Annotated in this window: 17 protein-coding genes; 9 read left to right on the top strand and 8 right to left on the bottom strand. The window is 39.0% G+C overall.

All coding sequences use genetic code 11. From position 1 onward, the window contains the following. Nucleotides 1–12: 12 nt before the first annotated feature. The 4 genes from B4Z47_RS17020 to B4Z47_RS17005 all read right to left on the bottom strand — a co-directional run bounded on the left by B4Z47_RS17020 (nucleotide 13) and on the right by B4Z47_RS17005 (nucleotide 6,837). The gene (locus tag B4Z47_RS17020) at nucleotides 13–1,608 is read right to left on the bottom strand and encodes a RagB/SusD family nutrient uptake outer membrane protein (protein ID WP_115048156.1); all 1,596 of its coding nucleotides are present in this window, start codon (nucleotides 1,606–1,608) and stop codon (nucleotides 13–15) included. Nucleotides 1,609–1,618: 10 nt separating this feature from the next. Then, entirely contained in the window at nucleotides 1,619–4,828 is a 3,210-nt protein-coding gene (locus B4Z47_RS17015) for a SusC/RagA family TonB-linked outer membrane protein (protein ID WP_115049525.1), read from the bottom strand. A gap of 225 nt (nucleotides 4,829–5,053) precedes the next feature. Next, the gene (locus tag B4Z47_RS17010) at nucleotides 5,054–6,238 is read right to left on the bottom strand and encodes a FecR family protein (RefSeq protein ID WP_115048158.1); all 1,185 of its coding nucleotides are present in this window, start codon (nucleotides 6,236–6,238) and stop codon (nucleotides 5,054–5,056) included. Nucleotides 6,239–6,324: 86 nt separating this feature from the next. Then, nucleotides 6,325–6,837, bottom strand: a complete 513-nt coding sequence (locus B4Z47_RS17005) for a sigma-70 family RNA polymerase sigma factor (RefSeq protein ID WP_070568551.1) — start codon at nucleotides 6,835–6,837, stop codon at nucleotides 6,325–6,327. A gap of 476 nt (nucleotides 6,838–7,313) precedes the next feature. On the opposite strand from B4Z47_RS17005, the gene B4Z47_RS17000 reads away from it, so the two are divergent. The 3 genes from B4Z47_RS17000 (at nucleotide 7,314) to B4Z47_RS16990 (ending at nucleotide 11,145) form a co-directional block, all read left to right on the top strand. After that, nucleotides 7,314–7,628 carry a hypothetical protein gene (locus B4Z47_RS17000; protein ID WP_139145066.1) on the top strand — a complete coding sequence of 105 codons (315 nt, stop codon included), beginning with the start codon at nucleotides 7,314–7,316 and terminating at the stop codon, nucleotides 7,626–7,628. Between the two features lie 66 nt (nucleotides 7,629–7,694). Then, on the top strand, nucleotides 7,695–8,474 hold the full coding sequence (locus tag B4Z47_RS16995; RefSeq protein WP_070568541.1) for a GLPGLI family protein: 780 nt from the start codon (nucleotides 7,695–7,697) through the stop codon (nucleotides 8,472–8,474). Beyond that, complete coding sequence (locus tag B4Z47_RS16990; RefSeq protein WP_147282024.1) at nucleotides 8,455–11,145, top strand: carboxypeptidase-like regulatory domain-containing protein; 2,691 nt, start codon at nucleotides 8,455–8,457, stop codon at nucleotides 11,143–11,145. Before B4Z47_RS16995 ends, B4Z47_RS16990 begins: the two co-directional genes overlap by 20 nt. A gap of 105 nt (nucleotides 11,146–11,250) precedes the next feature. Here B4Z47_RS16990 and B4Z47_RS16985 read toward each other — a convergent pair whose 3' ends face one another. Beyond that, the gene (locus tag B4Z47_RS16985; RefSeq protein ID WP_070568803.1) at nucleotides 11,251–12,138 is read right to left on the bottom strand and encodes an alpha/beta fold hydrolase; all 888 of its coding nucleotides are present in this window, start codon (nucleotides 12,136–12,138) and stop codon (nucleotides 11,251–11,253) included. A gap of 123 nt (nucleotides 12,139–12,261) precedes the next feature. On the opposite strand from B4Z47_RS16985, the gene B4Z47_RS16980 reads away from it, so the two are divergent. Continuing rightward, nucleotides 12,262–12,594 (top strand): MerR family transcriptional regulator, encoded by a 333-nt coding sequence (locus B4Z47_RS16980; RefSeq protein ID WP_115048163.1) that lies wholly within the window; start codon nucleotides 12,262–12,264, stop codon nucleotides 12,592–12,594. 602 nt (nucleotides 12,595–13,196) lie between these two features. Here the strand turns inward: B4Z47_RS16980 and B4Z47_RS16975 are convergent. The 3 genes from B4Z47_RS16975 to B4Z47_RS16965 all read right to left on the bottom strand — a co-directional run bounded on the left by B4Z47_RS16975 (nucleotide 13,197) and on the right by B4Z47_RS16965 (nucleotide 16,252). Continuing rightward, complete coding sequence (locus B4Z47_RS16975; protein WP_070568529.1) at nucleotides 13,197–14,738, bottom strand: protein adenylyltransferase SelO; 1,542 nt, start codon at nucleotides 14,736–14,738, stop codon at nucleotides 13,197–13,199. A gap of 170 nt (nucleotides 14,739–14,908) precedes the next feature. Next, nucleotides 14,909–15,310 carry a luciferase family protein gene (locus B4Z47_RS16970; protein WP_139145064.1) on the bottom strand — a complete coding sequence of 134 codons (402 nt, stop codon included), beginning with the start codon at nucleotides 15,308–15,310 and terminating at the stop codon, nucleotides 14,909–14,911. 15 nt (nucleotides 15,311–15,325) lie between these two features. Beyond that, complete coding sequence (locus B4Z47_RS16965; protein ID WP_115048167.1) at nucleotides 15,326–16,252, bottom strand: hypothetical protein; 927 nt, start codon at nucleotides 16,250–16,252, stop codon at nucleotides 15,326–15,328. A 379-nt stretch (nucleotides 16,253–16,631) separates the two neighbouring features. On the opposite strand from B4Z47_RS16965, the gene B4Z47_RS16960 reads away from it, so the two are divergent. From B4Z47_RS16960 to B4Z47_RS16940, 5 genes are all read left to right on the top strand, one after another. Then, nucleotides 16,632–17,657, top strand: coding sequence for an endonuclease/exonuclease/phosphatase family protein (locus tag B4Z47_RS16960; protein WP_201649470.1), 1,026 nt, complete (start codon nucleotides 16,632–16,634; stop codon nucleotides 17,655–17,657). 154 nt (nucleotides 17,658–17,811) lie between these two features. Beyond that, nucleotides 17,812–18,471 carry a SanA/YdcF family protein gene (locus B4Z47_RS16955; protein WP_201303515.1) on the top strand — a complete coding sequence of 220 codons (660 nt, stop codon included), beginning with the start codon at nucleotides 17,812–17,814 and terminating at the stop codon, nucleotides 18,469–18,471. A 153-nt stretch (nucleotides 18,472–18,624) separates the two neighbouring features. Beyond that, nucleotides 18,625–20,175: a serine hydrolase gene (locus B4Z47_RS16950; protein WP_115048171.1), complete on the top strand. Its 1,551-nt coding sequence runs from the start codon at nucleotides 18,625–18,627 to the stop codon at nucleotides 20,173–20,175. A gap of 195 nt (nucleotides 20,176–20,370) precedes the next feature. Continuing rightward, a complete protein-coding gene (locus tag B4Z47_RS16945) occupies nucleotides 20,371–20,811 on the top strand; it encodes a hypothetical protein (protein WP_115048173.1) in 441 nt (146 codons plus the stop codon). A gap of 579 nt (nucleotides 20,812–21,390) precedes the next feature. Further along, nucleotides 21,391–22,404, top strand: coding sequence for a hypothetical protein (locus B4Z47_RS16940; protein ID WP_115048174.1), 1,014 nt, complete (start codon nucleotides 21,391–21,393; stop codon nucleotides 22,402–22,404). Nucleotides 22,405–22,452: the final 48 nt, after the last annotated feature.

Below are 22,452 nucleotides of genomic sequence, written 5' to 3'. Positions count from 1 at the left end.
TTTATCGTTCCATTAGTATCCCGGGTTTTGGATCAGATTGGGTTCGACTTGAAAGCTACTTTCGTGGAAAGGCCAGAGGTATTGATGTTTCAAAAATTTTCTATCTTCAATTTTAAGCACCTCAGATTTCCCATCCGCACTTTGTCGCATGTGACCCAATGCAGGTTGATTAAGAACTACTTCTGCTGTTTTCCATCGAAGAATATCACTATAGCGCAGCCCCTCACCGGCAAATTCGACCCTTCGCTCATTGCGAATTAAGTCAATCCATTCTTGTTGAGATCTCACCGTGAGATTGACATCTGCTACATTCATATCGAGTCCTGCACGTTGTCGAATCTGATTGATACAGCTTTTCGCTAATTCATCTACGTTATTCAACATAATTTTGGCTTCGGCATAGGTCAATAACACTTCTGCGTAGCGTGCCAAAGGAAAATACATATTGCCTCCCGTCCGAAATGCATCAGCTTCATCGACAAATTTCTTAAACCAATAGCCCGATCGGCTGCTTCGTAAGTTTTGATAATAGAATAGACTCTTTGAATCATAAATATCTATTTTTTCTTTGTTGAATAGGTCGCCCTGCCCAAAAATACTTGCTGTGTAACGTGGATCGCGATTTAATTTGGGGTTGAGCTCATATTCCTGCTTGCTGTGTAAGGGGCATTTGTCAATCGAACGTCCTTGTAGTGTCCAATAACTATCAACCAAAGACTTCAAAGGAACGACATAAGATTGCCCATTTCCGGTCTTATATTGTGGGGCAAGATGCTGAAAGGAATTTGTAGCAGAATTATTGTGGCTTTCCATGTCAAATTTGATGATAAACTCCTTATTGGTCTTGTCTGCTTGATAATTGAATAGGCTAGCATATTGGGGGTGAAGTTGATATTTGCCACTGTCCATTATTTCCTTCGCAAGGGTTGCGGCAAGCTCATAGCGTCCATTGTAAAGAGCATATCGCATGACCAACGTTTTGAAGGAGTATTTGTTGAACATATAGGCGTTTGTGGTACCTTCATTTTCAGGGAGCCTGTTTGCCACATCTTGGCTCATTTCAAATAGTTTGTTCAGTATTTCAGCTTTCGGCGTTACTGGAGGTATTGCTTCTTCAAGTGTAACCGGGACTAGGACAAAAGGTACGTCACCCCAAACTTCAGTGATCCTGAAATAATGCCAGATACGTAGTGCTTCTAAGATTGCTTTATATTTTTGTCTTATCGACTCATTTTCCACATAGGGAATGTCAATATTCGCGAGGTAAGTATTGATCCGCCCCACGTGTTTATTATATAATGTCCAATAGTACTCAGCCAAACGTGCGTTGCTTGTCATATTGCCATTGGCAATGATCATATGGTGGTCTGTCTCTATTCTAGCATAGGCGTTATCGCTACGACCATCTAACATATAGAAGAGCAGGCGACGTTCTCCTGGTCCCATAAAAACATCCAAATAACTACTGTAGACTACCCGACGTAAATCTTCTTCGGTATTGAAGAACTCGTCGAAGGATGTTGCGGTAGGATCTCGTTTATCAAGAAATTTTTCGCAGCTACTTAACGTTGCTAGCGCAATTATCAAGGTTAAAATTTTCTTTTTCATTAGCATAGTTTTAAAAAATACTCGCACTCAGTCCAACACTGTAGGTTGCCATACGTGGATAATTTCCGTTCCCATCATTTGTTCCAGGACTATCGACATCAATACGTTCGGGGTCAAGACCTTCCCATTTCGTGAACGTGAATACATCCTGCGCATTAACATATATTCTAAAATTTTTGATGCTTTTGCCGATTTTAGGAAATGTATAACCAAGCTGAAGAGACTTGATACGGAAAAAGGCAGCATTGCTAAGCCAAACATCACTAAGTAGGGTATTGGGGCTTGGCCCCGTCCAAAGACGTGGAAAACGGCTATTCGGATTGTCGGGGCTCCAATGGTTTGCTACATATTCGACACGCGGTGCGCCGAGATCGTTACTGTTTCCATCAACATACACCGGATAGGCCTCTTGTCCGATCAAGCGGCCCGTGCGCTTTCCGATCCCCTGACCCAATGCTGAGAAATCCCAGCCTTTATAGCGAAAGTCCAGATTTATAGCATAGTTATAATGGGGAAGAGGGTCTGCCAGATAGCTGCGGTCCTCATCGTTGATTATACCATCCTGATTTTTATCCACGTAGCGGATGTCGCCAGGTTTTGAATTTGGCATTTTAGCGGGCGTTGCGTCAACTTCCGCCTGCGTTTGGAAATAGCCATCAGACTGGAAGCCATAATAATTGTTGATTGGGACACCTTTGTACCAGATTCGGTTATTATCGCCTTTAAAGATCAATCTATCGTTTTCATTGTAGCCCGCTTTGAGCATTCGGTTGCGGTTATCAAAAATCATTCCACCAATCGTATACGAAAAATCGTCCTTTTTGTCGGACCAGCTTGCTGACAGCTCCCAACCGTTATTTTCCACGGCACCGATGTTGACCGCAGATTCCAGACTATTTGATCCCGTGAGCGGAGGGACGGCAAATTGGTCATAAATAAGATCGTATGAATTTTTATGATAAAGCTCTGCCGTAAAGGATAGTCTATTTTTAAATGCATTGACGTCTAGGCCCAGGTTCCATTGCTTCTGTTTCTCCCAGGAGAAATTTGGATTGGGAACACGTATTGTCCAGCCCCAGGTATTAACAGATTCCTGCCAGAGGTATGGCGCTACATTTTCGTTTCCGATAAGTCCATAGGAAGCTCGTATCTTAATGTTATTAACTGTTCCCGATTCGAGAATAGGTTTAAAAAAATGTTCGTTATGTAAGTTCCAGGCGAAAGCTCCCGAGGGAAAAAATCCCCAACGATGACCGGGGGCAAACTTGCTACTCCCGTCTGAACGTCCAGTCAACTCTAAAATATAGCGGTTGTTAAAGGAATAATTTAATTTACCGAAAAAAGAAGCTTTGCTGATTTCTCTAAAATCGGTGAAGGTGTAATTCATGACTTCTGAACCTGCGGTTAGATAGATCTTGTCTTTGTGCTGGCGGAGCTCTTTGTTAAAGTTAATCAGCATCCGAGCGGTGAGCTGGCTTTCACTAACACCTTGCGAGGCATTGACATCATTTCCCCAAATTGCTGCCGGAGCACCATTTTCATCAAAGAACTTATAGGTCAACCTTTTTTGTTTATTGGCCGATTTGTTAATCATGTAGGAGACATTTCCCTCAATATTGAAATTGCTGTTGATGTTATATTTGGGACGTAAGTTGATGGTACTACGATCGTACATATTGTTTTTTGTGCCACCGTGTTTTATTGAAGCAATTGGGTTGATGTTATTATGCAGGATATAGTGTTCGGGGAGGTCAGAATCATAAAAAATTTGTTGCGTTGGGTTCAGGCGCCAGGCCTGTTTATAAAGACCGTGCCCATCATCGTTTGCCAAAAGACGATCTACCTGTAGACGGTGCGCATAGAAATCGGCCATTAATACAAATTTATCGGCAATGTTGATATTTGTATTGAAACGTGCCGAAAACTTTTGAGTACCTTCAATCTTATTGAGGCCATTTTCTTTTATATGGCCAAGCATTAAATTAAAAGTACCAACCCCACCACCGCCAGATATACTTGCGTTATTATTCATTGCTGTCGACGTTCGTTCCATGACTTGATCGAGCCAATTGACTTCTTTTAATTCTCCGGAAGCATATTTGTTGATTGTTTCTTCGGGGTAGATCGCAGATTGTCCCTGTTGGATTAAGGTTTCGTTCCGCAATTTCATAAAATCAACGGCTCCGACAAATTTTGGAAGATCAATGGGTTTATTGACTGCAAACCAGTTGTTGGTAACGACTTTAAACTGTCCTGTCTGTCCGCGTTCTGTTTCGATGATGATAACGCCATTTGCGCCACGGGAACCATACATAGAAGCGGAGGCGGCATCTTTTAAGACGGTAATGCTTTTAACCTGATTCGGGTCAATATCATGTATGCTCTGTTCCATACCGTCTACGATGACCAAAGGATCTGCATTTTGTAAGGTACTGATTCCGCGAATAGAGATGGTGCCCGGAACACTTCCTGGCATACTGTTTCCGCGCATCATTGTGACTCCTGGAATCGTTCCTGAAAAAGCATCCTGCATTTTAAAAATTGGACGATTTTTTATTTTCTCCATATCCATTTGTGATACGGAAGATGCAACGTGCTTTTTGTCTACTTCGGAGAAGCCGACGACCACCACTTCATCAAGCCCCACTTCATCTGCATCCATAATAACATTTAGCTCCGATTTATTGTTAATCGGGATTTCAAGCTGTTTGAATCCGACTGCACTAAAAATCAGGGTTCCTTTTTTGCCATCGGGCAGTGTCAGTTGGAACTCTCCTTTCGTATTTGACGAAGTTCCTGTATTGGAACCTTTTAGCAGGATGCTGACAGCAGACAATAGATTTCCCTTGGTATCATGTACTTTTCCTTTTATGACTTGTTGCTGCAGATTGGATATGCCGGAGGTACTTTGTTCTGGCAAAGAAATATCTTCATTTTTACGCTTGATAACAACAGTACCACGATGTAACATGTAATAGAAAGCGCTGCTTTTGAAAATTTTATCTAAAGCCTTATCGAGTGATACATCTGTGATTTCAACCGTTGCTTTTTCGTTTTTTAGTAATCCTTCTTTAAAGATAAAATGTATACCAGTCTGTTTGGTAATGCTTTCCAGGACAGTCTCAATCTTGGTATTTTGGGCATGTAAAGTTATCTGAGCGGAGCTTGAAGCGTAGGCGCCCATCATGGATGTCGCCAATAAGATTCCTGTCAGTTTCATTTTTAATAAATGGTTCAGAGTTTTCCCTTTGTCAACGGGACATAAGGTCCCTTTTGAATAAAATAAATTATTCATAAATTGGTATAGAATTAATGGTTTATGATCAGTGTTAATTCAATTTTGATGCAGGAGTATTTGCCGTACTTCTGCATTTTTATCATCTTAATTTAGGTTTTTCGCTTTTTTACATACAAAGTCCTCCTCAATAAGTTTATCTGTTTATAATTAGTATCTGTTTACAATTAGTTTATCATTGTCAATGGTCAATTTATAACCTGTCAAATCTTTTAGTACATTACAAAGTTCCGCCAGCGTTACATCTCTTTTCATGCTACCTTCATACCGTTCATTATTTAATGGGATCTTACAATCGACCTGAATTCCGTACCAACGGCTTAATTCATCAAGTATCTGTTGCATATCTTTATTTTTAAAATAGAAATATCCGTCTTTGAAGGCTGTGGCTTCAGCCTTACTGGCTAATGGAAAAGTCTTTAGCTTTTTATCGACAATCTCCGTTTCGCTGCCAGCATTCATATAGATTTCGTTTTCATAGTTGCTAACTTTAAGTTTTCCTTCTGTCAATGATACTCTCGTATTTGCATGATAGGAATTTACATTGAAAGCTGTTCCGATCGCCTGTATATTGATATGATTTGTTTCAACAATAAAGGGCCTATGTGCATCTTTTGCAACTTCAAAATAGGCTTCACCTTTTAGTGTCACTCTTCGCTCTTTTTTATCAAAATTTGCTTTATAGCTGAGCTCAGAGGCAGCATTTACCCACACTTTAGTCCCATCGCTAAGGGTTAATACCATGGTAGATCGTTTAGGAACTATTAAAGTATTTTTTAGGTTTTCTGCTAAGCTAGCGGGGTATATAAGCCGTCCTTCTTTTAATTCGATACCTTGCGCAAAATATTGGATTGCCTTTTTTTCGGTTAATCGTATTTCTTCTTTGCCCTCAATTTTTAAAACGGCACCTGCTCCTCCTGGAAGAACATCATTTTTATGTCCGTATATCTTGTCCGGAATTAAATAGTTTATAGGGTTTTCTGGCTGTTGTCTTTGCCATAACAGCGTTAGGACAAGTAATAGGGCGGCAGCAATCCCAATAGCCTTGTACCATGGTTTATTTAAGAAGAGATACTTCTTTCTTGATTGTAAAATCGTTTCCTTCGCCGTAAATTTACGTTGTGTGATGAGCCATTCTTGTTTTACATCAGTACTGCGAAGATCAAAAGGAACATATATGTCGGTCTGTGATAACCGACGAGATAAGCTATCCCTTGCGCTTGGATATTTTTGTAAGAGATTTTTTAATTGGTTTTCTTTGTCGGATGGTAACTCACCATCCTTCAAAAGAAGAGCAATCAGTTCTGCTAATAGTATTTTGTCGGTTTCTATCATAATTCAGAAGCTAAATAACTTGAACGGTTGAAATGGGTGATCCGTTTATGGAAATAAGTGGAGGTTTAGTTATAAGGTGCTGATTGTTAGAGTGTAAAAAATGTAAGAAGTAGGCTTAGAAATTTTCTTTTAAGCAGGTTTATCGCACGCATCCGTTGTGTTTTAACCGTGTTTACTGAAACATTGAGTTCCTGTGCGACCTCGTCATACTTCATTCCGTCCAGATAGATTAAACGGCAGATTCGTTGACAACCTTCGGGCAATTCATTGAGTTCCCGATGTAGAGCTCCAATCAGTTCGGCGTTTATTAAATTATCCAGGATATCATTGTCATCCGGTTGGTCAGGGTTAAATTGGCTCCGTACACGATCAAATACCACATTTCTCCGTTTGATATTCATCGCTATATTTTTTACAGCGCTATAAAGGAAGCTCTTAATGACGGGCTCTCCCTTTTGCAGTAAGTCCTGTCTACCCATTAGAACGATAAATGCGTCCTGCACGATGTCTTTTGCAATTTCTTCGGAACCAACCCATGGAAATGCAAATACACTGAGTTGCAGAAAATATTTGTTAAAATAATATTCTGTGGATAACATTTCGTTTGCTTTTTTTTAAAATATAAATTTCAAAAGTGAAATAAAGAAAAATATTAGAGATTTTATGTAGGTAAAACGTCTTAAAATTTTGAAGCTTTATAAAGCTACTATTAAATGCTGTTTTTAGTGATAGTTTACTGTAATTTAATATAAATATGATATAACAGAAGGTTTTCTGTGTGAACATCTTGGTTTTTCGGAATCTTTCATATGTTGTTTCTATCGATTTTTTTTCAGATAGGCTACTTTACAGTAAGGCTTTGTACGTTTTTATCTCATAGCGATTTTCCCCATAATTTTAGTTATTCAGTGAACAAGCCCATTGCGAATAGTAACGGATCAGCTACGAATTCTAAGTGACCATTTACAAATATTTAATCATCATTTAAATAATTAAATGTGTCTTTATTTTTACCGTCATATACAAGGGTATGCCATCAAATCATACCATGGTTTAACAAGTAAATTTAAAAACAATGAAAAGATTAATGATGAGTTTGGTAGCAGTGGTTATGCTATCATCTGTTGCTTCGGCTAAGACAGCGACAACACCGGTCAACGGAAATGCATCTATGAAAACAACTTCCCAGCGCCTGGCCAACAATACGCTCCGGGTAACCGAGGAAACCACGGAAACGAATGCAGCCTTTGTACGCTGTAATTTTAAGGTAAGCATATATAGCAGCGACGGCGTTTTGCTAGGCAGCGCAGTCTATACAGATTATGCTTCTTCAGCTGGCGGTTGTGCGGGTTTCTTTGCTGCAATGCATGACTGGGTTGCAAACAACTAACTTTTTATTCATTATCACAAAAAACAAAAGCGGGGCTTTGACCCCGTCTTTCTAAACTAAATTATCATGTGTAAATATTATATATTCTTTTTATTTCTGTTCCTTTCCAGATTATCTTCTGCACAGCGGCTTCATGCCGCATATGAATACATTCCATCGGCAATGGCTACTTTTAAAGAAGCGGTCTATTATGATGGAACAGTGAAGATTGCTGTTCGTGATTCGATGCCAATTCGTAAGCAAGAGCTTAACAAAGATGCCGACGATGAAGAAGTAGCATCTTCATTTTCGATAACAATCGGTTCTGGCAAGAGGTATAACAGGGTCGTGATCCATCAAAATAAGACTGACCAACAGTTAGAAACCCGTTCCATTCAAGGTGTTAACTATTTGGTGACGGACAAATTTCCGGCGCTGGTCTGGAATACGGATTACACCGATGTGGATACATTGGGCAAACATGTATGCCATAAGGCAACGGCCTCTTATCGAGGGACTACGTTGGTAGCTTATTATACGAATGATATTCCCGTGCCTGTTGGACCATCAAAATTTGGCGGCTTGCCAGGCCTTATCGTGATGCTCTATAACGAAAGTGCTAATCCGAACTATTGGTACTTGAAGGAGGTAAATTATCCCTATACTGGCGATATTCCCGTAAATGATAAATATATTCAGTCTTTACCCAAATTGAGCCTGGAAGAGTTTGTCAAGAAAGACGACCAATTCAATGAAGAGCAAATGCGCATTATGTACAGCAAAATGCCAATGATGGAAGGCGTAAGCGTTGAGAAGCAAAAAGTTAGGGGCAGTGTAGAGCAAGTGTATGAATGGGAACATCAATAAGCGGATAGCGGTCTTACTCAGCTTTTGTCTGTTGTGTATGGCCGTATATGGACAAGTTGCTATTCATGGAAGCGTCAGTACTGAAGGAAAACCTTTAGGAGGGGTGCGTATTGATTTACGGCGTGATGGCGATAACAAAATGCTGGCTTATACGTTTAGCGACGGTCAGGGGAAATATCATGTGCAAACGGCCCAAAGTGGATCATTTACGTTGCTATTCAAGGCGCTGAGCTTTAAGTCTGTTTCCCTTTCCATCACACCAATGCAGGTTGATACGCTAATTGATGTGCAGTTATCAGCTGGGGGAGTGGAACAATTGCAGGAAGTGATTGTCCACTCCAAAGGGGCTTATCGTCGGGGCAGAGATACCATTGAGCTTGCTGTGAAATCCTTTTTGCAGGGCGACGAGCGTACGGTAGAAGATCTACTTCGAAAGATCCCAGGTATTCAGGTGGGTACCGACGGCAGTATCAAAATAGGTAATAAAGAAGTGGAAAAAGTGATGGTGGAAGGGGATGATTTTTTCGAAAAGGGCTACCGCTTGCTGACGCAAAGCATGTCTGTTCGTCCCTTGGAAAAAATTCAGATATTGCAGCGGTATTCCAATAATAAGCAGCTGAAAGGTATCGAAAATTCGGACAAGATTGCACTAAATCTGCAACTTAAGGAGGAAAGTAGGGCACAGTGGCTTGGCTCTGTTGATGCGCAGGTGGTTCCCATAGGCCCCAAATATTCTCAGGCGAGTGCTAACCTGATGAATTTTGGGAAGAAGAACAAATATTATCTCTTGGGTGCTGCTAACAATAACGGAGTGGATGCCGTAAGCAGCATCAACCACCTCATTCAGTCTGGTTCTCCAGATGAACCAGGTCAGATTGGTGTGGGGGTAACAACACCCACTTTGATAGATAATACACCAAATCTGCCTGGTTTTGATTATAAAAGAACCAATTTCAATAACGACAAGTTGTTGTCATTGAATACCATTTTAAATCCGACCCCACAGTTAAAAATCAAATGGCTGGGTTTTGCAAATCCTACTAAAAAATCATTTTACCGAAATACCGTGCAGAACTATCATTTGGAGGATATCCAATTTACCAACACCGAAGATTATCAGTTTACCAGAAACATCGATAACTACTTCACGAAATTGGAGCTGCAGTTGGAGCCCAATAAGCGTACATTGTTGAGCTATTCAGGTACACTAGGTTCTTTGAGGAAAAATGATTTGGGCGCATTATTGTTCAATGGTGTACAAAGTGAGGAACTGACCAAAAGCAAGGGGTATTTGACCAACCACAATCTGAGTTATAGCTACAAATTTTCGGAGCGGGATGTACTGGTCAGCTCACTACGTTGGATAAACCAGCAATCGCCAGTAGATTACAGTATCGATCAATATTATTATAAAGACTTGTTTGGGGGGGAAGATATCCGTGCGGTAAAACAACATATTGAAAATAATCTACAGTATTTGGGTGCCACTACGCATTATGTAAGCCGGAAAAAAAATGGTGACTTCTTTGAGTTGGCTTTCAATATGGCCTATCAGCAGCAACAGCTTAATACCGAATTAGATTTGCTGTCAAATCCAGATGAGTTAGGGGGAAAAGCAGTCTCTCCCTCGGGATTTTCTAATGCGATGGACTTAAACGTATTCCAGACAAACTTTACTTCCAAGTACACTTTTAAACGAAATAAATGGGAATTAACACCTCGTTTGCAGGTAGGTCTCGTACAGAATAGGTTAACAGATTTTGGGAAAACCATGCCTAAAAATAACCTCTTGCTTTCGCCTGGATTATCGGGGAAATGGGTTATCCACCCAAAAGGGCGCCTGGAAACCGACCTCTATTTTCAGCAACAGAATACCTCGCTTACCGAGCTCATTCCCCATTATTATACGACAGGAGTTCGAAACTTTATTCGAGGAATGGATAAGCTAGCGACGCTAAGCAGTTCTGGTGGCACGCTGATGTATACCTATGGCAGTATGACAGATCGTTTTTTTGCGAACCTCTCGGTCGGACATCAGATTTTGTTTGATTATGTGGGTACAGAAAGCAGTTTAGACCCCAATTTTAGCCTTGTGCAACAGGTATTGCTCAAAAACAAAAAGAGCAGCAATTATAAGGCGGATCTTAATTACTACCTGAAGGCTGTAGGAGGAAATTTTCGTTTGGACTTAGGTGCAAATACAGCAGATTACGAAACATTGGTGGTGGGCGTGGGCAATCGTCGCATCCATACAGATACATACGATTATGGACTATCGTTTAGAAGTGCATGGAAATCCAGGTTGAATATTTACACAGGTTACGCCCTGCAGTCGGTCACTTATCGCTCAGATAGCAAAACTACACTACATAATAGCCGCGGGTTTCTGAATGTATTTTTGAATATGGGAAAAAACATACAGTGTAATCTAAAGAATGAATCCTATCGCTTTGGCAGTTTCCTTGGCCAGGATTCTAAGACCTATTATTTCTCGGATTTCTCCTTAGCTTATGAACTGCGGCAGCATAGGACAAGATTTACCATGACAGCAAAAAATATTTTCAATACTCGCTTTTTCAGAAATGCTGAATTGACAGACCTTTATAATACCAGCACCGAATATAAGCTTTTGCCTGGTTATATCAGTTTTGGGGTAGATTATAGCTTTTAAGTTTTTATTTTGAAACTAGGACAGTACTATCCCCAAAGCTGAAAATCCTACGCGGATAGCCAACACAATCGTTGCTGGTTGATTACAAGTTGATTTCGTCTGAAATTAGATCGTCAATAAAAACTCTTTGATCAATTCGGCAGTTTCGATAGGTTTTTCGGCAAGAATAAAATGGCCACAGTTTTCAATTTTTTTAAGTGTTAGATTACAGGTGATTTCCGGTAAAGAATGATGCAATAGGTCATAACCACTCGCACCAATCGCTAGGACTGGCATTTCTAATTTATCATAGCTCCCGTAATCTTTAATATCTTGTGGAAAGGCCTGATACCATGCATTGGAACTACGAATGGCATCCTGGTTGTCATACGCTTTACTATACACCGATATATCAAATTGGCTTATGCTATCTTTATTAATCAGCAGGTTGTCGAATAACCAAGAGATGACGATTGACATGCGTCCCTCAAGCAACTTTTCTGGCAATTCTTTGACTTGGTTGAAAGCTAGCCACCAGGGATATAAATAACTGCTCCCTAAAATAGGTAACATCGGAAGCTGATACATGCTTGGGTCTGGATGTGGTGTATCCAGCAGTATCAATTTGCTTGTTGCTTGTGGATAATTACAAGCAAAACTAAAAGCGACATGTGCACCGATATCATGACCTGCAATACAAACGCTGTCGAAGCCTAAATGCTTGACTAATTCGTAGATATCCTTGGCCATGTTCTTTTTATCGTAACCATTTTCCGGTTTATCCGAGCTACCCATCCCTCTAATTTCAACAACAAATACTTGGTTGTCTTCTGCTAATATTGGCATGACATGATGGTAAGCCCACCATGTTTCTGGATAACCCGGAATAAGAATTATGGGGTCTCCTTTGCCCCCTTGAACATAATGGATTGAAAGGCCATTTATTACAATAAAATTGTTTGTGAAGCCGGGTACAAGTTTAATAAGTTCTTTGTCGGAATATCCTATTTTCATGATAAAAGATAATTGATAGTTACCATTGATTTTCAATAGACAAATTTAAACTGTATTTTTACAACCCACAAGTATGAAGTATACTATATACTTTTATTATTTTTTTAAACTATTGATTATCAAGTGAAATTAATTAGTCAACTAGCGAAGGAAGCGAACATGCCTATTGGAACTATACGCTTTTATGAAAAGAGCGGACTCATTTCTGGCATGACAAAAAAGGATGTAACTTCCAACAAGTACGTGTATTATGACGATGAAGTAACCGAAAAACTGAGGTTCATAAAGATGGCGAAAGCTGTAGGCTTTACCTTAGCTGAAATTAAACAGGTTATTGATGCATGGTATCAAAAAGAGCTGACTCAGGCAAGTAAAATGGAAGTGCTTGATCTTAAATTGCAACAGATAGACACTAAGATAAAGGAACTTAAGCTAATGAAAAAACAAATTGTATGATGTAAAAGCAATATCGAAAATGGTTTAAGTCGATAACCTATAAAAAACTTTGCGAAAAAGAAAATGATGAAGGAATACAGCATTGCTATTGGACTGTCAATCGTATTGTGTCTAATTGCCTTTTTTATTAGAGATCGGTTTTTGGTGTTTTTTACCACCGAAATAATAGGTGAAAGCCCTTTGCTTAATAATAGTTGGCGCCTACCCGGTCAGGTTTTGCCTGCACTGATTTTTATTTTCTCTTTTGGGATTCTTCCTTTTCTGTATCTGTCAGTCAAAAATTATTGTAAAATATCTTCGGTAAGAAATCAATTGTTTACTATACTATTGATCTGTACGTCAGGATCTATATTTTGTGGAATACGCGTGATTTATTTAAAATTTAAAGTTGCTCAGATACGTGACCTATTAAAAAGGGCCGAGTTTTCTTCGGATAGTGATATACCTAGTGTTAGTTTTCAGGATATGCACCTGGAGTCTTATCTCTTGGCAGGTTTACTTGTTGGCTGGCTATTGTGTATGATTATTTTTAGAAAATCTACATATCCTAAACTTTAGCTTTTAAACCCACCCTGAATGTTTAACGAACGGGGCATTTCATACTACGAACTGCATGAAAGTGTAGAACATCCTGCGGTGTCGTCATAGCTTGAAGGACGCTTGACGGAAAATTCCGGAAATAATTCCTGGTAAGGATTTTCTAATGCTTGCGTTAGCTTCATTAACAGTGCTGTTTTTCCGGCACTAATTTCTTCAATACATTGGTAAAGAAGATAGTTCCGCAATATAAATTTGGGGTTTGTTTTTTTCATTAATTCCACGGACTCAGCTTTTGAAATAGCATTTGAATTCAGACGGGATCGATAGTTTTCCATGAAGTCTTTCAGTCTGCTGAGCTTTTCTTCATTTAAAGCGCCGTAAGCTACCGGGCTGAAATGTTCCTGTAAATCAGTTTCTGGTGTTGTTTTCTCCAGTTGATTGAAGAATAAGGTATGATCCAATGCGAGGTCCTGCATTAAGCTCTGCCAGTTATTAAAAAACACCTCATCCTCTTCTTTTAGTTCATCAAATCCGAATTTTTTGCAGAGCATTCTGTCATGAGTTTCCCAAAAATAAACGCCAAAATTATTTAGGGTGTTTTCAAGAAACTTTTCATCGTTGATGATGGGCTGGAGGGTATTTGCGAGTTTCCATAGATTCCATTGGGCAATCTGTGCCTGCTTTCCAAATGCATATCTTCTTCCCGGTAGATCCGTAGTATTCGGGGTGAAATTTAAATTATATTCATCCAGCATTGAATAGGGACCATAATCGATCGTTAGGCCTAAGATGGACATGTTGTCTGTATTCATTACCCCATGTACAAAACCTACTCTGAACCATTCTACCATTAAGTCTGCTGTGCGGATACATACATTCTCAAAAAAATCTTTGTATTTCTGCTGATCGGATGAAACAATTTCAGGGAAGTAATTTTCAATTGTAAAATCAAGCAGATCCTGTAATAACGTATGTTCACCCTGAGCAAACATCAGTTCAAAATGCCCAAAGCGAAGGAAGCTTTCGGCAGTTCTGATCACTACGGCTCCTTTTTCGTATTGTGGATTGCCGTTATACATGATATCCCGAAGAACATCTTCTCCTGTAAAGGCCAGGCTTAAGGCCCTGGTGGTAGGTATGCCTAAGTGATACATGGCTTCACTCATAAGGTATTCACGTACAGAAGACCGCAATACGGCTCTTCCGTCTGCACGCCTTGAATAGGGTGTTGCACCGGCTCCTTTCCATTGTATTTCGGTCTTCTTACCAGCAGCATTAGTAATTTCTCCCGCCAGAATGGCCCTGCCGTCGCCCAGTTGCCCGGCCCAATTACCAAATTGATGTCCGGCATAAGCTGTAGCGTAGGTCTGAATATTGTCGGGTAGGTGAGAGCCTACCAGAAAGTTAAGATCCTTTTCTTCAAATTTACCCAGCCCTATTTCCTCAGCAAGAGCTTCGTTAAAAGCAATCCGTTGAGGCTGTTCAAACCCTGCAGGTTCAATCGTAGCAAATAGCACTTTTGGCGTGCCTCGCTGTGTAGGGTTATTGGAAAAATCTCCAGGGAATTTTTTGAGGAAAGGTTGTTTGATCTGTTCAATATTCATACAGCAAAGATATTAAATCTAAAAGATAAAGACCTTCCTTTTTTATACCTAGATGGTGTCTTAATAATGAGTACATAGATAGCCAAAATAAAGAGCCGATAGCTAATTATTGCAGTGAATGAACATTTTATGAAGACAAAGCCTGTCTAAAAGAATATAGCCTGCTGTTTTTATCTAGCACGATCGTAAGCCTTTTTCAAGAGATAACAGGCATAGGCAACATCTTGCTTATTGTGAAGATAAAAACTGATCCAGCCTGAATTTTTAAACACATGGTGGTCCTTAATTTTTCCCTCCATCATCAATGATTTTTTTAGCTCTTTATTTAATAAAATGTCCACTAAACCATTGCTATGGACATGTGCAAATTCCTTTCCCAAATAATTGAACGCAGTCCCACCATATTTATGTATCCCAATCGTCGTCCCGGGCATTCCTTTTACATTTTCTTCCAGGTCATCGATCCAATTTAGCAGTTCAGGCTTGGCAATGAACATCCAAAATCTCATGAGACTATCAAATAGAATGGCTAATAAGGGGATATCCTTTAAAAAGCCAACTCTTTTTACCACAAAAGAAAACATAGATTATCGCTCGCTTAAAAGTTTAATATGCTCCATGACTCGGAAATGGACATTCCTAGTGATACTTTCTGCCCAAAGATCATAGTACCAGGTTGGGAAAACATGGAGATTATACCAACTGTTCCCAATAAGAGTAGTGGTACCATTTCCATTATCTTTCAATATAAATTGACCTCTTTTGATATCGATATGTCCCATGATTTCAGGGTCTTTGGGTTGATCAATGATATCAAAAATTAAGTTTTCATTGACGTCAAATTTTACAATCTTCTCATCGAAAATATACCCGTTGCTAAAAATACATTTTCGGTTTGCGCCCAGTTTATGTTCACTTACCGTTGTAGCCATGGGGCTCGGCATTCCTATACTAAAAAGCCAATAGTTTTCCTTCTGAGATATGGGATCGAAGGCGACCACGTGTTGCCATACTTGCGTTGGACTCGCATGAATTAAGATCTCATCGGAGACCATATTTTCATGATGGTGATCAGTCAGGGAGTCGACAATAAAAATTCCAAGTAAGAGGCTAACAATGCTTATATTCAATTTTTGATTACTCTTTTTAAACATTGACCTTCCAATAAAGGCACCTGCGATAACAAAGCCAAAGATAAGAGGTGAAACAATTAAGAGGCAAATAATGCCCTCACCTAGGAATATAAAGCTGAGTAAGATAGCCATAAGGCCACCCAAGATAGAACATGCGGTTATTTGTTTACCTCTCATGTCAGTATCTTTCCAACACCAAGCCATGATAATACCCATCAACAGTGGAATAATCACAAACTCAGAAAAAACAAGTACCCCTGCATCCTTGGGCAGCAATGAAGATTGCATACCAATAATTAGAAATGCAAAAATGTTGGCGATTAGAATTCCTTGAACTGTTTTAGAACTTCGTACTTTATAAAACGTTTGTTTCAAACTCATGATACTTGATTTTTATGTTCATAAACCGGTTGTGCTAAAACTTTGTGTGGCTAAGGTATTAAATAATTCGCTATTTAATAAATCGTGGAATGCTGATTAATATGATGCTATTCAATTGAAGCTGATCAAAATGTTACAAATACAAAAATGCCGTTGCGTTGGATGTATCCTACTGCTGAATTCGATACAAATCGCGAAAAAGTTGATGAAGCAAGTCAACGACAATGTGTTGGAGTTGATAATGTGGATAAAATTATTTGGTTATTACAGAAATAAGTAAGAAACTCGCTCATATGATAATGGTAGAAACCGCTCTCGGCAAGAACGTTGCGGTAATACTTTCCAGTAGAAATAGACAACTCCAATGAAATTAAGAAAGATGATATTGCTTTTAGTGATAGCCCTTTTGGGGCATACACTCTTCGCTCAGGCAAAAAATGAGGTAAAAGTACTGCAGATCAACATTTGGCAGGAGGGGACTGTTGTGCCCAATGGGTTTCCTGCGATTGCAGACGAAATTATTGCCAAGCATGCAGATGTCGTTCTCTTTAGTGAAGTCCGCAATTACAAGGGAACAGATTTTATTCAGCGTATACTAATGGAACTCAAATCTAAAGGGGCTATCTATTTTGGCCAGTCCAGTGATGCAAAACTGGATGTCGGTTTTATTTCCAAATATCCGATCGAATCACAGCATGCGCTTTATGAAAAAGATAGTACCATGGGCGGTGTTTTAAAAAGTAAGATCAAGATTGGAAAGCGTTCTTTTGTATGCTATTCTTTACACTTGGACTACACAAATTACGCATGCTACTCGCCGCGTGGTTACGATGGTTTGACCTGGGAGAAGTTAGATCGTCCTGTTTCAGATGTAGGTACCATTATTGAGGCTAATCGGAAAAGCAAACGTGATGAAGCTATCCAAGATATCCTGAGCGACGTAGAAAAAGAGGATCAATCACAATCGTTTATTATTGCAGGTGATTTTAATGAGCCTTCACATTTGGATTGGACATTGGCTACAAGAGATCTTTTCGACCATCGTGGGGCAGTGGTTCCTTGGGACTGTTCGGTTTTATTAGAAAAAGCCGGATTTATAGATAGTTTCCGTCAATTATATCCCAACCCGGTCAGTCATCCTGGTTTTACCTATCCTGCTTTTAACAAGGATGTTCCCATTGGGAAATTGGCATGGGCACCCACAGCGGATGATCGAGATCGGATCGATTATGTTTATTACCGCAGCAAAAAACCGTTGAAACCAGTAAAAGCTAACATTGTCGGTCCTGTAGAAACCGTAAAGTATGGACAGAAGCAGGAAAAAGATAGTGAAGATAACTTCCTGCTGCCCGAAGGCGTGTGGCCAACCGATCATAAAGCGATGTTGGTTATGTTTAAATTCTAGAGCATTAATAGCCAAATGAAATATACCGAAAAGACTGTAAGTGCCTACGAATGATAATTTATCTGCAGCGAATTATAATTGGTTCGATTTTCAATTGGTTGTACTATTAAATTTGTGTTTAAAATGATAAGTTTATCATGAACAAATCAAGCTAATGAAAAAGATTAAAAGGTTCGTTTTAGTGGTTGTCGTTCTATGCGTAGTAGCCCTGGTTGTTGTGGTGATAACCAATAGCAATGTAACGGCTAAAACAGATTCGGTGATTTTCACTGAACTTAAGGATGTGCCAAGAACCAAGGTAGCCATCATTTTTGGCGCTGGCATCAATGGTGATCAGCCAAGTAGGTATCTGAAAGATAGACTCGATGCCGGGATTTCGTTGTACAAAAACCACAAAGTGGATAAAATATTGTTGTCGGGAGACAACGGAAGAGACGAGTACGATGAGCTTAGCGTAATGAAGTTGTACTGTCAGAAAAATGGCATCGATACCGCTAAAATTTACATTGACTATGCTGGGTTCGATAGCTACTCGACCATGTACCGGGCAAAATATATATTTAATGTTGATACGGCAATTTTGGTATCTCAAAAATATCATCTAAATAGATGTGTTTATCTGGGTGATAAATTAGGCATAAAATCATTCGGTTATAGTGCCGATCGAGGAGTTTACCCTGGATATAAATATTATGCATTTAGAGAAAAACTATCGGTAACGAAAGCGGTTTTGGATGTAATGAGAAATAGAAAACCAAAGTATTTAGGTAAGCAGGTGGATGTAAACGGAAAGTCGAATTATACGAAAGAATAATTTAGGAGATTTTACGGATTGATAGACCAATTATTATCGTAAAATTCAGCAACCTCCTAAGAACAACCAGGAATAAAAAAATTAAAGGCAATGTCTCCAGTAGTTTGCGGGAATCATGTTGAATAAGTATTTTCGTATATATTCCAATTTGATATGAAATTCCTTTTAACCTTTATTTTTTGTTCCTGGTTTTCTTTTTCACTATTTTCTCAGGTTGGGAAAGTAGGTGGGCAGAAAGATCAATTTAAAGCAATTGATTCTGTTCTCGGCCAAGTTTTAAAAGATCATCATGTGGCGGGTTTTGCCGTTGCTGTTGTAAAAGGCGATAAAATAATTTATAATAAGGGATTTGGCTATCGTGATTTCGCGAATAAAAAACCTGTTACACCGAATACGCTTTTTGCAATCGGTTCGAGCTCCAAAGCTTTTACCGCTTCATTGTTAGGTTTGTTGAGAGCGGATGGCAAACTGACATTTGAGGACAGAGCGGTATCTTTACTGCCTGCGTTACGGTTTTACAATGATGAGATGGATAATCAAATCGTGGTTAAAGACCTAATGGCGCATAGGACAGGCTTGTCCCGCTATGATTTATCTTGGTTTCTGTTCAATAGTAAAAATAGAGATAGTCTGATTTCACGGGTCAGATTTATGAAACCCAGTTCAGGCCTGCGCATGAAATGGTTCTATAATAACTTTATGTACCTTGCTCAAGGAATGATTGTGGAGCGATTGAGTGGTAAGACATGGGAACAAAATATACAGGAAAAGTTTTTTACCCCTCTACAAATGACCCGTTCTAACACCAATCTCTTAGCCTTCCAACGGGATAGCGATGCATCTTTGCCTTATACACTTTCCAAAGATAACACGATAAAACTAATTGATTATTATAATATTAGTGGCATGGGGCCGGCAGGAAGCATAAATAGCAGTGCTAATGACATGTCTAATTGGCTCAAGGTTTGGCTCAACCGAGGTTATTTCAATGGGAAAGAAATACTCCCTGCAAATTACATAAAGGAGGCTGCGAGCTCCCAAATGGTGATGGATGCCGCTTTACCGGACAAACACAAAGATGTTTTCCTTTCCAATTATGGATTAGGCTGGATGATTGGCTCCTATAGAGGACATTATCAAGTAGAACATGGTGGAAATATTAACGGATTTTCTGCGAATGTGGCATTTTTTCCAACAGATACACTCGGAATTGTCGTATTAACCAATCAAAACGTATCTAAAGTTCCTACGGTGGTCAGAAATTCTATAGCGGATATACTTCTTGGTTTGAATCCAATCGACTGGAATGGTGAAAAAAAGGCTGAAATCGATTCGCTGCGTCATGTTAAAAAAGAAGAAGAAAAGTTGCCCATTCCAGCGACGAACCCTTCCCATTCCTTAAAACAGTACACTGGTTCTTTTGAGAATCCTGCATATGGAATTATTGAGGTAAGGCTTAAGGATAACAAGCTATACAGTGAACTCGGTTATGAGAAGGTTGTCCTTATCCACCGACATTATGATGTTTTTGACCCACGGTCTGTCGATAAAGATGGCGCAGCGGATCCTGAACCAAGTAATCTTCTCTTTAACTTCTTTAGCGATGTGGACGGTCAGATTCAAGGTATAGGAATTCTGTTGGACGGTAGTGAAAAACCGGTTATGTTTGATCGTAAACCCAGTCCTGTTACTGCATCCCAGTAACCGACCAATCGTATGGAGCAATAACATGAAAAGGAGGTGCCCCGACGGCACTCCTAAGCCAGCTGCCACAGAAAAGATTAGCTGTCAAATTGTATTTGAACATACGAAAGCAGAAGATTGGGAGAATTTAAAAATGGGGACTTTAATGAATCTTAAGTATTTGAGATTTAATCCCTGATAATTTATAGACGCATTATGAGATATTCACCTGTAAAAATAATACTAATTGAGGTCGTACTTTTGATGGGGTGTAATTTCGATAGGGAAAAACAGTATTTTCTGGAATTCAGAGAAGAAAAGACAATAGCATCCATGCCCAATGATATTTATTTCAACGATCAAAAAATAGGAACGGTGGATCGGGTATTATTAAAATCAAAGGTTCCAACTTTCAAGGTGAACTTATCTGATCCAATACCTATACATTCAACTATTGAATTAACTGAAATGGATCTGCTTGGTAATCACAGATTATTATTGAAAAAGAGTAGTGCTGAAAGAATATATCATCATAATGACACCATTACAGGTTTTTTAAAATACATTAAACAAAAAAACATAGATCCAAAACTGCGGGATAGTATTTATAAATCAATTCGCGAGGGGAAGGGGATCCTTCAATTTGATACTGAGTAGTTTCCCCCCCTTTGAATATTTAAGCTTTTATACCTATTTTTATTACTTGTATAAGGCGCTTATCTCCGTGATATCTCAGTAACCCAAGTGAAAAAATCAGATCTTATTGTAACCTAAATGACTTCTTTACCGAAGCTCTTATTGATTGGAAAATTCTTCTTATGGAGGGGAGGTCTTTATGATTATGTCCAGAACAGCATAGGCGCTCCGAATATAAAGGTAACCGAGTTAAATACTCGCAAAATCTAGCAGGATTGCTTTCGTCAAGTTATGGCTACTACGAATCAAGACAGGTACGTCTGAGCTTCAACTAATAGGTTCATTTATGGCGCGAATAAGGATCAACGTAATCGCAAAGCGACTCTCGAAAGCGAATGCGGTCGGATACAATAAGATAGAGTCCGGCTATGTCGACTTTGTGTTTATACCTTTCTATATAAGAGCGTAATTGTGATGAGCGCTCAAATGATTAAATCCTGATCCTGGCGTATAGTTTACCAAGTGAGCGGAGAGCAATACTGTTTTTGCATTTTTTTTAAATTAATAATTATAGAGTTTTGTAAGTATAAACGGCAGATCATGAAAAAAAACACGTTTTTACTAATCGCTATATTCTTTTGGATACCCATTGTTGCTCAGGTTAGCAGCAAGGGCGAACAATATTCAATAGACAAAAAGGTAGAATATTATTTAGGGAGTATAGATATTGCAGGAATAAGCATCGGTGCCTCCTTCGATAGCCTAAGTAAAATTAGGAGCTATGCAAACAGGTTTCCCAACATAAGCAACCAAGCGCTGACTTATATCAATAATGGAAATAGGGTACAATTCAAAATTCGTACTAAACTACTTTCAGGCATAAAGAACTATCGCTTTGCTGTTGTCGATGATTTAAAAAATACGTTGTTATCCGGACGCTTAGAGGACCTGACCTTTAACAAACACGGCTTATTTGGTTATATAGCAGAATTGCCAATAACGGAGATCCGAAATAAGACCATTTCTGTAACCTTATATAACGAAAAAGATCCTTCAGAACAGGGAAGCGTGATTATATATAACACAGCGATCCCAAAAACTGATATTATCTTTCTTGGAAGGGAGCTAATTGATAGATCAAATCGATCTGCGGTTGAAATGAAAACAGATGCGTCGAAAATTATCTTGGACAATGATGTTACAGGTCTGAAGGTTGCAGTTAGAAAAAATGATTACAGTTCCATTTACTCGTTATTGGTAAAAGAAAAGGAAACTGGCAACATTGTATTTAAAAGTAATTCTTGGAATTACAGTTTTTACACTGTAGATGGAATAGAGCAACCGAATATTTCAATAGGTCGGGAGAATTTCAAAAATTCTGGAGAATATGAAATCATTATTCGACCACAATTAGAGAATATGACGGAGCAAGAGATGGAATCGTCTAGTTTTAGACAAAATGTCAAAATACAAATTGATAGAACTTTCTCTATGCAAGATATGATCATGTGGTCTCTATCATTAATTATTATCTTTAGCATTATAAGCTTTCTTCTAATTTATGTACTGCGTAGAAGAAATAGAAAAAAAAATCCGAGAAGAGAGTTTAAATAAAAAAATATCGGAAACTAAACTGATCTCGATTCAGGCGTAACTCAATCC

The sequence above is a fragment of the Sphingobacterium sp. UBA2610 genome (assembly GCF_002339225.1).
Classification (GTDB): Bacteria; Bacteroidota; Bacteroidia; order Sphingobacteriales; family Sphingobacteriaceae; genus Sphingobacterium; species Sphingobacterium multivorum.
The sequence above is the reverse complement of the archived record's forward strand: the minus strand, read 5'-3'. Positions and strand labels throughout refer to the sequence as shown.